Source organism: Sphingomonas pollutisoli, assembly GCF_029167165.1.
GTDB lineage: Bacteria > Pseudomonadota > Alphaproteobacteria > Sphingomonadales > Sphingomonadaceae > Sphingomonas > Sphingomonas pollutisoli.
This window is the reverse complement of the sequence record NZ_JARFNJ010000007.1, coordinates 194,424-208,044: the sequence shown is the minus strand read 5'-3', so window position 1 is coordinate 208,044 and position 13,621 is coordinate 194,424. Positions and strand designations below refer to the sequence as shown.

Sequence of the window (13,621 nt, the reverse complement as noted above, 5' to 3'; positions counted from 1 at the left end):
CCGATGGCAGCGAATCATCAGCATCTGCGCGCGTTCCACGCGATCGCGGTGGAAGGCGGCGTGTCGCGGGCGGCGCGGCGGCTCAACGTGTCTCAGCCGACCCTGTCGCAGCAGCTCAAGGCGCTCGAAAGCCGCTACGGCGTGACGTTGTTCGAAAGCCGCAAGGCGCCGCTGCGGCTCTCGCCCGCCGGGCGCGACCTGCTCGCGCTGACGCGCAAATTGTTCGCGACCGCCGCCGATATCGACGATCTGCTCGGCGATACCGCCGATCCCGCCGGCGGCGCGCTCCGGCTCGGTTCGGATTCGCCACGCTACGCGGCGCAACTCGTCGAGCAATTTCACCGCCGCCACCCCGATACCGGCATCCAGATCCGCATGGGCAACGCGCGCGAGGTGATGCGCTGGCTCGACGAGGCCGAGATCGACGCCGCCGTTGCCAGCGACCCCCCCGCCCAAGGCGCTTTCAGCTACGATCCCTTGTTCACCGATCGGCTCGCCTGCGCGATGCGCAACGATCACCCGCTCGCGCGCCACCCGACCGTGCCGATCCGCGCGCTCGCCGACGAGACGCTGATCCTGCGCGAGCCGACCTCCAAGACACGCGCCTTCACCGAACGCGCGCTCGGCGATGCAGAAGTGCGGCCGCGCGCGACGCTCGAATTGCAGAGCCGCGAGACGATCCGCGAGGGGATCGCGCTCGGGCTCGGCATCAGCGTCTTCCTCACCTCGGAATGCCCTCCGGACCCGCGGATCACGTATCGGCCGCTCGATACCGGCGCGCGCGACTATCGGCTGCGCAGCTATCTGGTCTGCCAGAGCGACCGCCGCCGCAGCGCGATGATGCGCGCGCTGCGCGAGATCGCGCTGGAGATGCGGGCGGCGGATGAGGGGGATGTCGCCGCCCCGGAGCTCATGCCGGCGGGCGCCGACACCCCCCGGTGAGTCCAAGCCGGTGAGCCCAAGCCCGCGAGGTCAGCCCGGCCGCCGCGCCAGCACCGAGCAACTGATCGACAATTTGTGCTTCTCCGCGCGCGCCAGCGTGGTGCCCGACATCGGGAAGGCGGCCGCGTCGATCACCTCCAGCCCGGCCTCGCGCGCGATCGCCTGCGCATGATCGAGACCTTCGAACAGGAAGATGTGATCGGGCGCGGGGCTGTTCGCGGGAACGTTGATCCACAGCAACCCGCCGGGGACGAGCCAGCGCGCCGCCGATGCGAGCGCGGCGACCGGCTGTTCGAGATGTTCGAGGATCTCGCTCATGACGATGCCGTCGAACAAGGCGTCCTCATCGGGCGCGGCGGCGGCGAACAGATTCTGCAGCGTCAATTCCACCGGCGCGGTGACGCCGAGCAGATCGAGCGCGTGACGGGTCTTGGCGATGCTGGTCGGGCTGACATCCCACGCGGCGATCCGGGACGCGCGTCCTGAGGCGGCGGCGAAATAGAGCAGCAGGCCGTGACCGGGGCCGATCTCCAGATGCCGGCCGCCGGCGGGCAGGCGCGGCAGATAGTGATCGACGAAATAGGCGAAGGCGTGCGCATGGTTCGACCACAAGACGTCGGACAGGAGCAGCCCGTTCATGTAGCGGTTCATGAACGGCGCGTTGGCATAGCATTCGCGTTCGGCGTCCTCGAAGCGGCTGAGCCGGTAGCTGTCGTGCCGGCGGAAATGGATCTCCTCGGGCAGCACGATCTCTTCGCACAGGAAACGGTAATCTGCGGCGAGCGCGGACAAGCCGCCGTCGATACCGGGCGCGAGCTTGAGAATTGCGTCGCTCAACCGCTCGGACACGTCGAGCACCGCGTCGGACCGGCCGGCGAGGCTCTTGGCGATGAAGCCGGCATGGTCTGGCCACGCGGCGGCGACGGTATCCGCGATCGTGCGCAGCGCAACCCGTAAGCCGGTCTCGGTCATGTCATCTCCACACGCCGGGCGCGCGCCTCGCGGGCTCGACGGGGCGTTATAGTCATGCTGCATCGCAGCCGGCAATCTCGCCGCATCGCGGAAATCTGAGGCCGCGCGGCTGGACAAATCCCGCGCTTGGCCGCACCACGGCGCCCGGGGGCCGACGGATCGTAAGGTCAACGCGGCCGAGGCGGTCACAAAGCTTGGCGGGCGGCGCAATCCATGTTGTTCAATTCGGCCGGTTTTTTGCTGCTGTTTCTACCGGCCGCCCTGATTCTCCATCATCTCGTCTGCGCGTTGGCGGCACGCTGGCGCCAGCCGTTCCTGATCGCGCTGACGATTCTTTTCTACACGATCGGCGGCAAAAAATTCATTTTGTTGCTGCTGGTCTCGGTTGCGGTGAATTACGCAGCGGCGCGCTGGATCGCGGCGCGGCGCCGGAGCGGCCGATCGGCGCGCTGGCCGCTGGCGGCGGGGATCGGCTTCGATCTCGCTTTGCTGTTCTATTTCAAATATTCGGCGGCGGTGATCGTCGGTGCGGGCGGGCTGTTCGGGCTGAACCTGCCGCTTCGCCACATCGCGCTGCCGCTGGGCATCTCGTTCTTCACCTTCCAGCAGATCGGCTTCCTCGTCGATCTCGCGCGCGGCCGCTTCGAGATGAAACGCGCGCTCGATTATGCGGGGTTCGTGCTGTTCTTCCCGCAACTGCTCGCCGGGCCGATCGTGCGGTACGAGGAACTGGTGCCGCAGTTGCGCGACCGGCCGCCGGGTGCGGCGAGCAGCAACATCCTGATCGGGCTGACGATCTTCGCGATCGGGCTGTTCAAGAAAGTGGCGATCGCCGATACCGTCGCGACGCTGGCCGCGCCCGCATTCGATGCCGCGGCCGCTGGCGCGACGCCGGGCATGGCGGCGTGCTGGATCGCGGCCTTCGCCTATACCGCGCAAATCTACTTCGATTTCTCGGGCTATTCGGACATGGCGATCGGCACCGCGCGGATGTTCGGCGTGGTGCTGCCGCTCAATTTCCATTCGCCGCTGCGCGCGTCCAGCATCATTGAGCTTTGGCGGCGCTGGCACGTCACGCTCAGCCGCTGGGCGCAAAGCTATATCTTCCAGCCGCTGACGATCCCGCTCGCGCGGTTCTCGGCGGATCACGCGGCGGGCAAGCTCGCCAGTTTCCTGCTGTCGTTCGCGGTGCCGACGCTGCTGTCGATGGTGGTGATCGGCGTGTGGCACGGCGCGGGTTGGACGTTCGTGCTGTTCGGCGTGTTACAGGGCCTCTACATGGCGGTGAACGAATATTGGCGGATGGCGCATCGCAAGGCCCGCAAGGCGCGCAAGGGGCCGCCGCCCTTCTACGTCGAGCCGATGTACCGCGCGCTGACGCTAATCGCCTTCGTGGTCGCGGTGGTGGCGTTCCGCGCGCCGTCGCTCGACGTGGTGTGGCGGATGTACGGGGCGATGGTCGGCCTGGGCGGCGGTGCCCCCGTCGCGTGGCCGGGCGGCCTCGGCGCCGCGCTCGCGATCCTCGCGGTCATCTACGCGATCATCTACCTCGCCCCCAACACGCAGGCGATCCTGGCGCGGTATGAGCCGGTGCTGGAATGGGCGAAGTGGCGCAAGATCGATCCGCCGCGTATCGCCGTCGAATGGCGGCTCACCGTCGGCTGGACGATCGCCTCGGCGGTGCTGTTGTTCGCCGGTTTCGTGCTGGTGATGCGCGGGACCACCAACTTCATCTACTTCAACTTCTGAGCAGGATCGTGGCGCAGCCGACCGACACCGTGAGCGCGACATTGGCGACCTTCCCGGCGCGGCGCGGGTTGCTCGCGCTGTTCGTGATCGTCTTCCTAGCCTGTTGCGTCGGCGCGACCTTGCTGCCGCACGACCGCCATATCCGCTACCAGCAGTTCGGCGGCACGGCGATGCTGCCGCTCGGCTGGGTCTATGACCGGCTCCATTATGACCGCACGCCAATCGACATCGCGATCATCGGCGCGTCGCGCACCGAAGTCGGGGTCAGTGGCCCGCAGGTCGAGGCGATCCTCACTGCGAAGCTTGGGCGGACGGTGCATGTCGCCAACCTGTCCCTGCCGCAGGACGGCCGCAACCTCCATTACGAGATGACGAAGGAGCTGCTGGCGACGCACCCCGAGGTCAGGCTGATCCTCTATTCGCTGATCGAACATGCCTCACGCACCGGACACCCCGCGTTTCGCGACGTCGCGGACACCAGCGACGTGCTGCGCGCGCCCATCCTGCTCAACCCGAAGTATTTCGACAATCTCGCCTATCAGCCGTATCGCCAACTTTCGCTATTCCTTCAGACGCAGATGCCCGGGCTGTTCGGGGTGCATCGCGACTTCGACCCGAAACGCTATGCCGGCCCCGACCATGACGGGACGCTGAGCCACTGGTCGGTCCGTGGCAATTGGGTCGATCGCGACACGATTCACTCTGCGGCCGAACTGGCGAAAGCGGCGAAGGGCAAGGTCGCGCGGCGCAGCCCGGTTTTCCTGGGTACGCGGTTCCGCGAATATGAATATGTCGTCGAGCGCCATTACACGCGCGCGACGATCGCGCTGGCGCACGCGCATCATGTCGAAACCGGCTTTCTGTATCTCCCGATCTACGCGCACGACCAGCCGATCGCCGACGCCGATTTCTACCGCGCGCGCGGTTTCGTCCTGAACGCGGGCGCGATCGGGAACGACGCGCGCAATTATTCGGATTACGCGCATCTCAATCGCGTCGGGTCGGGGAAGGTGTCGCGTTGGCTGGCCGGTTGGCTGGCATCTGGCGAGCGGCGCGGCCAACTCCATTTCCTGCCGGATGATCGGGCGCGCTGATGTTCGAAGCCTATACTCTGCACCATGTCGGCATCATCTGCCCGGATCTCGCCGATGCGGAGGCGTTCATGGCGAAGATGGGGCTCGCCGAGAGCTATCGCGGCCATGTCGCGCGCTGGGGATGCTGGTGCCTCTTCACCGTTGCCGCCTCGGGCGCGGTGATCGAACTGGTCGTGCCCGACGACGGCAGCGTGCTGGCGAAGTTCAACAAGGGCGCGGGCGGCGTCCACCATTTCGCCTATCAGGTGGACGATCTGCGCGCGACGATGGACTGGTGCGCGACCCGCGGGCTGCGCATGCTGGAGCCGGAGCCCGTGAAGGGCGCGGGGGATTTCCTGTGCAACTTCGTCAACCCGGTCGATACGCGCGGGATTCAGATCGAATTCGTCCAGCCGCTCGCGTCATGACGCGCGGGCGAGCCTCCGAAGTCAAAAAACGAAGAAGCTGACGATCCCTGCCCAGATCACCAGGCTGATCGCGCCGCCGAGGACCACGCCGCCGAGAACGCTGGCACCAGCCAGTTGATCCGGTGCCAATTCCACGGGCGACTCTTCCCCACGACCCATAGCACTCTCCTAATCGACCCGCCGATGGCGAGTCCGCCGATCGACGATTGTTTTATATCGCGCCGCTTATAACACGGCTTGAACGTCCGGGTGACGCCCAGCTTCATGAAGAAACGTACATGCGCGATTAAGGTTCCGCGAAAAACGCAATATTTCCCGTGAATTAGAGACGCTTACGAACCTCAGCGGGCGGCACCGAGCCCCTGCGCGGGCCGGTCGGGGGTCATGCTGGCGGGAAGCAGCGGTTCCAGAGACCAGCCATCGCACTGGGGGTCTCCGCAGCGGCAGATGCTCGCCGCCCAATGTGTCCGCCCGATGCGGACGGTGTCGCCCGAAATCGAGAAGTTATCGATCGACATCGATCGAAGATGTGCTGCCAGCGAATCGCGAACCGTCTCGACCATCGCGGGATGATCCGTCTTTTCACCATCCGTTGCAATATCTTTGTCGCAGCGAACTTCAACTGTAGTTTGTCCGACATGCCGTAGTCTATTGTCCGAGAATATTATGGGAGCGCTACCGTCATCCTGACGTCGCGATGATACCGGCACGCATGGACGGACAAGCTTCTGTTTGTTGCGGCCGCGTGACGCGCAGTGCATGGGCGGACCGACATTTCTGAGGCTCGCGCATGATTCTTGCCGGTATCAACCCGCTCTATTCCGTCGCCGGCCTCGCGATCGGCACGCTCGTCGGGCTGACGGGGGTAGGCGGCGGATCGCTGATGACGCCGCTGCTGGTGCTGCTGTTCAACTTCCATCCCGTCACCGCGGTCGGCACCGATCTGCTTTACGCCTCCGCGACCAAGAGCGTGGGGACCGGCGTCCACGGCTTCAACCGCACCGTCGACTGGCGGGTGGTGCGCCTGCTCGCCTTCGGCAGCGTGCCCGCCACGGTCCTGACGCTGATCGCACTCGGCTATGCCGGCAAACATTATGGCGGCATGGTCGATGTCGTCACGATCGTCCTCGGCCTGACGCTGATCGCGACGGCGATCGCGATGCTGCTTCGCCGGCAAATCGTCGCGCGGATCGCGCCGGCGATCAACGCGCTCAGCATGCGCCGTGTCGCCGAGTTGACGGTCGCGCTCGGCGTGCTGCTGGGGGTGCTGGTCTCGCTCACCTCGGTCGGCGCGGGCGCGATCGGCATGACCGCGCTGCTCGCGCTCTACCCGCATCTGCCGACCAATCGGCTGGTCGGATCGGACATCGCGCATGCCGTGCCGCTGACGTTGATCGCCGGGATCGGCCATTGGGTGATGGGCGCGGTCGATTTCGGTCTGCTCGGCAGCCTGCTGATCGGATCGGTGCCGGGCATCGTCATCGGCAGCCTGCTGTCGGCGCGCGTGCCCGATGGCGTGCTGCGCGCGATCCTCGCGCTGACTTTGCTCGTGGTGGGCGGCAAGCTCCTGTTCTAAAGGCCGTCGAGCCGTGGTAGCGCCCCATGTGCGGAGCGGAGGGGTTTTCACAAGAATGCGGTTCGAACATCGCGCGGTGCCGATCGTGCTGGCGGCCGTGCTGATCGACACGATCGGCTTCGGCATCGTGATGCCGGTGCTGCCGACGCTGATCGTGCAGTTGAAAGGCGGCAGCCTCTCGGACGCGGCGCGCACCGGCGGTGCGTTGCTGATCGCGTTCGCCGCCGCGCAATTCGTCGCGGGGCCGGTCTTCGGCAGCCTCGGCGATCGTTTCGGGCGGCGCCCCGTGCTGCTCGCGGCGATGATCGCCTTCGCGGTCGATTACGCGCTGATGGCGTTCGCGCCGACGGTGGGCTGGCTGTTCCTGGGCCGCGTCGTCGCCGGGGTCGCGGGCGCGATCTACGGCCCCGCCAACGCCGTGCTCGCCGACGTGACGCCGGCCGAGAAGCGGGGTGAGGTGTTCGGGCTGATGGGCGCGGCGTTCGGCGCCGGGTTCATCATCGGCCCGGCGATCGGCGGGTTGCTCGTCGGGTTCGGGCCGCGCGCGCCGTTCGTCGTCGCGGGCGCGCTGGCGGTGCTCAACGCGGTCTGGATGGCGGTCGCGATGCCCGAGACGCTCGCGCCCGCCGACCGCCGCGCGTTCGACTGGCGCCGCGCCAACGCGTTCGGCGCGTTCAAGCCGGTGTTCCACGCCGGCGGCGCGACGCCGCTGCTGATCGTCGCATTCTGCTGGCAGATCGGCCAGATGGTGTATCCGGCGACCTGGGCGTTCTGGTGCGAGATCCGCTTCGGCTGGAGCCCGCACATGATCGGGCTGTCGCTCGCCGCGTCCGGCATCACGATGGCGCTGACCCAGGTGTTCGTCACCGGCCGTGTGATCCGGCGCTTCGGCGAGGCGCGCACGGTGATGATCGGCATGGTCGTGGCGGTGATCACCTTCGTCGCGATCAACTTCGCGACCGCGGGCTGGATGGTGTTCGCGCTGATCGCGCTCGGATCGCTGACCGGGCTGGTCTTTCCCGGCATCAACGCGCTGCTCTCGCGCAGCGTCGATGCGGCGAACCAGGGCGCGCTCCAGGGCGGCATGGCGAGTCTGGGCAGCGTCGCCGAGGTGATCGGCCCGCTCGCGATGACGCAGACGCTCGCGTTCGGCACCGAGCATGGCACACCGGGCGCGGCGTTCCTGCTGGCCGCCGCGCTGGCCGGGGTCGCGGCGGTGATCGTCGCGACGCGGCTGGTGCGATGGGAGCGTGTCGCGCCGGCGTGAGTGGGCCGGCCAAACATGGCTAACGTGACCCACCGAGCGCACGGTACGGGCAGTGTCACTTTTGGCACGCAGACCGCGCGCACGCGCCCGGCCGGCCGCGAACGCGGGCTGGGACGATCGGCGCGGATGCGGACGACGGGCATGGCGCGGAGTATGGCGATGGCGGCGGCTGTAGGACAGGGTTGGCCTGGACGCGGTGGCTTAGATATCGCCAACCAGTGAAACGACCGTATACCAACCGATCTTATTCTTAAGACGAGAAACAGGGCCACCACACTTGATGACACTCGCACAGGCGCTCGCCACGGCCCGAACCGAGGAGGACGTCAAGGACGCCTACATAGCGGCCTTGGGTCTCAAAGGCGTTTCCAAAAACCTAGTCGATATCCAGACGCAGGAGGTCTGGTTCGAAGCGAAAGCGGTTTCGACCCCGCCGATCATCATGTTCGCACAACTGATGTTCTACGTCCGCGCGGCGAAGAAGCGGGGCGAACCGATCCCAGCTTTCCTTGCCGTGATCGACCGCGACAAGGCCGCGATTATGCCAACCGAGAAGGCCCTGCCCTTGCTCGACGACAAGAGCATTGTCTGGCCGAAATCCGGATCGGGCGCGGGCAAGGAACTGGGCGCGCAGATCGCGCCCTACGTCCAGACGCACATCGTCGAATATGAGATCGCGCATGACGAGGCGGCGTTCATCCGGGCGGTGAAGGACGCGATCAAACAACGGCGCATCATCCGCACGCCCATCACGCCCGACAATCTGCGACAGGTGTTCGATCGCTGGGTCGCGATGATCGGGCAGGAATTGGGCGTAAAAGCGCAGGCGGATTATGCTGTGCTCTTCTTCGCTGACATCATGCACGACGGCGAGCACGAGGCGATGCACAACCTGCCTGCGCGGCTGCTGATGACTGCCGACGGGCCGATCTTTCTGCTTAATGGTGAAACCTTCGAACTGGCCAACGATCGCGGCTATCGTAATTTCTGGGCAATATACCACCGGCCGCCCGAGCAGAAGCACCGCCACTATCTGCTCGAACGGCGCGACAGCCTGCTCCCGGTGGACGAACAGAAGTTCAAGGGCGCCTATTACACACCGCTGCACATCGTCGACAAAGCCTATGATCAGTTGCGCGCCACACTGGGCGAGAACTGGCAGAACCGCTACTTGGTATGGGACATGTGCGCGGGCGTCGGTAATCTCGAGGCTAAGCACAGCAACCTGCGCAACGTCTTCATGTCGACGCTCGACAAGGCGGATGTAACGATCATGAAATCAAATCCTGCTTTCGCGGGAGCGGAAATTTTCCAGTACGATTATCTTAACGACGACGTCACAGATTTCGGCGAGATTGACCACAGTCTGTCGAACAAGCTGCCGATCGCGCTGCGGAAGGCGATCGCTGATGCGAAAGAGAGCAAGACGGGCGCGAAGCAAATTTTAGTGCTTATCAATCCGCCTTATGCGGAAACTGGCTCCGGGATCGGACGCGGGAACAATAACAAGAAGGGTGTCGAAAACACACGTGCTCAAAGGATGATGGAGCGCGTTAGCGCCGGTTTCGCAAGTAAGGAGCTTTTCGTCCAGTTCCTTGTTCGCATTCAGCAGGAAATGCCATCCGCCACGCTAGCAATGTTCAGCAAGCTAAAGTATGTTAACTCTCCAAATTTTGAGAAATTCCGACAAGGCTGGAGAGCAAAATTTATTGGAGGCTATGTAGTTCCGAGCCGGGTTTTTGATAAATTGAAGGGAAATTTCCCTATTGGCTTCTTGGTTTGGGATCAAAGTCAGAAAGAGAATATTACTGAAACGCCGGTTGCTGTCTTGAATCGGGCGGGAGCGGTCATCGGCGAAAAAATTTATCGGACCGCGCCTACCAATCAGCTTTTAAATGTCTGGATAAATAGACCTGTGGCACGCGGCGCACCAGCTTTACCGCTCTCTAATGCGCTCAAGGTTTCTGACAATCCTCGTCCAAAGAGGCAGTGCGAAAATGCGATTGGTTTTCTCTATGCCAGCAACAACGATTTACAGCATGCTCAACTAGAAACACTTATCACTTCTTCAATATTTACAGGTGGCAATGGTGGCGGCTATTACATACTGGTCGAAAACCTATGGCAAGCGGCCATCGTCTTCAGCGTCCGCCGCTTGATTAAGCCGACTTGGCTCAACGACCGCGACCAGTTCCTGCAACCAAGCGAACGGCTGACTGACGAGTTCAAGTCGGACTGCCTCGTTTGGATGCTGTTCAATGGCAGCAACCTGACCGCCGGGGCTGACGGCCTGCGCTGGAACGATCGCGACTGGAGCCTCGTCAATCACTTCATCCCCTTCACCGAGGCCGAAGTCGGCGCGAAGGGGCGGTTCGAGAGCGACTTCATGGTCCGCTACATCGCAGGCATGGCCTTTTCGCCCGAGGCGCGTGCAGTGCTCGACACGAGCCGCACGCTCTGGAAGCGCTTCCACGCCACCAGCTTCCCGCGCAAGATACGCGACGAGTACAAGCTCGGGCGGCCCGACGCCGGATGGTATCAGATTCGCCGCGCGCTGGAAGCCCATGGCGACACCGAACTGACCGACTTCGATCCGTTCAAAACAGCCTATGCCGCGCTGACCGCCAAACTGCGCCCGAGCGTTTATGCTTTGGGCTTCCTGCCTGAGTGACGAGCCTTTCCTCTCGATAGCAATGTCAGCTTAGGGGTCGGTCATCGCCGAGAGGGCGATCATCCAGCGACGCGACACATTGCGACAGTTTCGGGGCGAACTGACATAGCCGCGGTACAGACGCGGCCTAAATCCTCACGGATGATCCGGGATGGCCGGGTCCATCGATGAGGACGATCACGATGAAGATGCTCTTTCTCGCCACCGCGCTCGCCGGGACGGTCCTGGCCGGTGTGCCGGTCGTGGCGCAGGGTCCGGGCGGCGGGATGATGATGCGCGCCGACACCAACGGCGATGGCGTCATCACCCGCGACGAGTTTCTGGCGCAGTCCGCCGAGCGGTTCCAGCGGATGGATGCCAATCACGACGGCAAGCTCGCCGGCGACGAGCTGCGCGGGCGGATGGCGGAGCGCGCGCAGGGCGGCACGATCACGCGCGAGGCGTTCATGGCCGAGGCGGAGGCGCGCTTCCAGCGGCTCGACGCCAACCACGACGGCAAGATCACCAAGGACGAGATGGCGGCGCTCGGCGCGCGCGGCGGCGCGGGCATGGCTCCGCCGGCGGGCGGGATGCCGGGGCCGCATGGCCATGGCGACTGGTTCGACAAGATCGACACCAACCATGACGGCCGCATCAGCCGCGAGGAGATGCGGGCGCAGGCGGACGCGCATTTCGCCAAGCTCGACACCAACCACGACGGCTTCGTCGACAAGGCCGAGCTGAACGCCGCGCACATGCACCACCGCCACGGCGGCATGCCGGCGCCGGGCGCCGACGCCGGCCAATAGGACCGGCCGCCGGGCGGCGCGCGCCCTCGCCCGCCCGGCGACCTTGGCAGGATGACGCTTTATGCTAAGCCCAGACCCCATGGGTGACACACCGCATCTGCTGCTCGTCGACGACGAGCGCTCGATCCGCGAACCGCTCGCGCAATTCCTGACGAAGCAGGGCTTCCGCGTGACCCAGGCGGGCGACGCCGAGGGCGCGCGGATGCGGCTGGCGGCCTATGCGATCGACCTCGTCATCCTCGACATCATGATGCCGGGCGAGGACGGTCTCAGCCTGTGCCGCCATATCCGCGCGACCGGCGACACCCCGGTCATCCTGCTCACCGCCAAGACCGAGGAGACCGACCGGATCGTCGGGCTGGAGATCGGCGCCGACGATTATGTCGTCAAGCCCTTCTCCCCGCGCGAGCTGACCGCGCGGATCAAGGTGATCCTGCGCCGTGCCGCCGGCGGCGGGGTGCGCCAGCATGCGCCCGCCGCCGGATCGTTCGCCTTCGCCGGCTGGGTGCTCAAATCGGGCGAGCGTGCCCTGGTCGATCACGACGGGGTATCGGTGCCGCTCTCGACGGGCGAGTATAATCTGCTGCACGCGCTGGTGACGCGCCCGCGCCAGGTGCTGACGCGCGACCAGTTGCTCGATCTGACCCAGGGGCGCGAGGCGGCGGCGTTCGACCGCGCGATCGACAATCAGGTCAGCCGGCTGCGCCGCAAGATCGAGGCCGACCCCAAGAACCCCGAACTCATCAAGACCGTGTGGGGCGGCGGCTATACGCTCGCGGCCGAGGTCACGCGGCTTTGACGCTGCGCCCGCGCCTGTGGCCACGGAGCCTTTCCGGGCAGATGGCGCTGGTGATCGCGGTCGCGCTGTTCGTCGCGCAGGCGATCAACTTCACGCTGTTGTTGCAGGAGCGCCAGCGCGCGCGCATCGAGGGCGCGACCGGGCCGGTGGTCGGGCGCATCGCCGACGCGATCGAGCGCAACACGTTCGGCGACCCGAGGCGGTCCGATCGCGGCCGCGTGCGCAGCCTCGCGCTGTCCCCGGTCGCGCCGCAGGGCGAGCATCGGCCCGATATCGAACGCAGCCTGCGCGCCGCGCTCGCCGAGGCGGGGATCAAGGCCGGGCGGGTCGAGACCGAGGTACGCACGCTGACGCCCGACGACCCACGGCTGCGCTTCACCGGCAAGGAACGCCGCGAACGGTTTCGCCGCGCCGGCGGCGAGCTGATGATCGCGATCGAACGGCCGGGCCGCGACTGGCTGGTGCTGTCGGTGCCGTGGTTCCGCGGCGAGGACATGATCTTCTGGCATCTCGTCTCGCAGACGATCATCCTGTATGTCGTCGTGCTGGTGCCGGTGCTGGTCGCGGCGCGGCAGATCTCCAAGCCGCTGCGCACCTTGGCGGGCGCGGCGCGCGGCTTCCGCCCCGGCGAGCCGACCGAGCCGATCGAGGGGCGCGGACCGCAGGACGTGCGCGACGTGATCGCGGCGTTCAACGCGCTGCGGCTGCGCGTGACCGCGATGCTCGACGAGAAGGACCGGATGCTCGGCGCGATCGGGCACGACCTGCGCACCCCCCTCGCCGCGCTGCGCGTCCGCATCGAATCGGTCGACGACGATACAGACCGCGCGCGCATGGCCGAGACGATCGACGAGATGAACCGCACGCTCGACGACATTCTCTCGCTCGCCCGGCTCGGGCGGCCGAGCGAACCGCCGACCGAGGTCGATCTCGCCGCGCTGGTCGAGGCGGTGGTGGACGATTTCCTCGATCTGGGTGAGGAGGTCGCGTTCGAGGAGCGGGCGCGGCTGCGGATGCGGCTGCGGCCCTCGCTGATGCGCCGGGCGTTGCGCAACCTGATCGAGAATGCGTTGAAATACGCGCGCGATGTCGAGGTGCAGCTCGCCGAGACGCCGCAGCAGGTGCGGATCGCGGTGTGCGACCGCGGCCCCGGCATCCCGGAGGATCGCCTGAACGACGTGTTCGAGGCGTTCACGCGGCTCGAACATTCGCGCAACAGGGATACCGGCGGCATCGGCCTGGGCCTCGCGCTGGCGCGCGCGATCGTGCGCGAGGCGGGCGGCGACATCGTGCTCGCCAACCGCACGGAGGGCGGCCTGAGCGCGACGATCACGCTGCCGCGCTAGGCCGCCCGTC

The 13,621-nt window shown here is 65.9% G+C and carries 12 protein-coding genes; 10 read left to right on the top strand and 2 right to left on the bottom strand.

What is annotated here, in order from left to right:
- The first annotated feature begins 3 nt into the window (after window positions 1-3).
- Window positions 4-942, top strand: coding sequence for a LysR substrate-binding domain-containing protein (locus tag PX554_RS16775; protein ID WP_093224498.1), 939 nt, complete (start codon window positions 4-6; stop codon window positions 940-942).
- Between the two features lie 30 nt (window positions 943-972).
- Here the strand turns inward: PX554_RS16775 and PX554_RS16770 are convergent, their stop codons facing one another.
- Entirely contained in the window at window positions 973-1,914 is a 942-nt protein-coding gene (locus PX554_RS16770; protein WP_176787163.1) for a class I SAM-dependent methyltransferase, read from the bottom strand.
- Between the two features lie 213 nt (window positions 1,915-2,127).
- On the opposite strand from PX554_RS16770, the gene PX554_RS16765 reads away from it, so the two are divergent.
- From PX554_RS16765 to PX554_RS16755, 3 genes are read left to right on the top strand one after another with little or no spacing between them, the layout of a single operon-like run.
- The gene (locus tag PX554_RS16765; protein ID WP_275503663.1) at window positions 2,128-3,663 is read left to right on the top strand and encodes an MBOAT family O-acyltransferase; all 1,536 of its coding nucleotides are present in this window, start codon (window positions 2,128-2,130) and stop codon (window positions 3,661-3,663) included.
- A gap of 8 nt (window positions 3,664-3,671) precedes the next feature.
- Window positions 3,672-4,757: a hypothetical protein gene (locus PX554_RS16760; RefSeq protein WP_275503660.1), complete on the top strand. Its 1,086-nt coding sequence runs from the start codon at window positions 3,672-3,674 to the stop codon at window positions 4,755-4,757.
- On the top strand, window positions 4,757-5,164 hold the full coding sequence (locus PX554_RS16755) for a VOC family protein (protein ID WP_275503657.1): 408 nt from the start codon (window positions 4,757-4,759) through the stop codon (window positions 5,162-5,164). Before PX554_RS16760 ends, PX554_RS16755 begins: the two co-directional genes overlap by 1 nt.
- A 341-nt stretch (window positions 5,165-5,505) precedes the next feature.
- Here the strand turns inward: PX554_RS16755 and PX554_RS16750 are convergent, their stop codons facing one another.
- Window positions 5,506-5,727, bottom strand: coding sequence for a hypothetical protein (locus PX554_RS16750; protein ID WP_093224490.1), 222 nt, complete (start codon window positions 5,725-5,727; stop codon window positions 5,506-5,508).
- 227 nt (window positions 5,728-5,954) lie between these two features.
- Here PX554_RS16750 and PX554_RS16745 point away from each other — a divergent pair, with 227 nt between their 5' ends.
- The 6 genes from PX554_RS16745 to PX554_RS16720 all read left to right on the top strand — a co-directional run bounded on the left by PX554_RS16745 (window position 5,955) and on the right by PX554_RS16720 (window position 13,611).
- Window positions 5,955-6,740, top strand: a complete 786-nt coding sequence (locus tag PX554_RS16745) for a sulfite exporter TauE/SafE family protein (RefSeq protein WP_275503654.1) — start codon at window positions 5,955-5,957, stop codon at window positions 6,738-6,740.
- 55 nt (window positions 6,741-6,795) lie between these two features.
- A complete protein-coding gene (locus PX554_RS16740; RefSeq protein ID WP_275503652.1) occupies window positions 6,796-8,007 on the top strand; it encodes a TCR/Tet family MFS transporter in 1,212 nt (403 codons plus the stop codon).
- A gap of 280 nt (window positions 8,008-8,287) precedes the next feature.
- On the top strand, window positions 8,288-10,678 hold the full coding sequence (locus PX554_RS16735) for a hypothetical protein (protein WP_093224487.1): 2,391 nt from the start codon (window positions 8,288-8,290) through the stop codon (window positions 10,676-10,678).
- A gap of 182 nt (window positions 10,679-10,860) precedes the next feature.
- Window positions 10,861-11,466 carry an EF-hand domain-containing protein gene (locus PX554_RS16730; RefSeq protein WP_176787160.1) on the top strand — a complete coding sequence of 202 codons (606 nt, stop codon included), beginning with the start codon at window positions 10,861-10,863 and terminating at the stop codon, window positions 11,464-11,466.
- Between the two features lie 79 nt (window positions 11,467-11,545).
- Entirely contained in the window at window positions 11,546-12,265 is a 720-nt protein-coding gene (locus PX554_RS16725) for a response regulator (RefSeq protein WP_093224484.1), read from the top strand.
- A 41-nt stretch (window positions 12,266-12,306) separates the two neighbouring features.
- Entirely contained in the window at window positions 12,307-13,611 is a 1,305-nt protein-coding gene (locus PX554_RS16720) for a sensor histidine kinase (RefSeq protein ID WP_275503644.1), read from the top strand.
- Window positions 13,612-13,621: the final 10 nt, after the last annotated feature.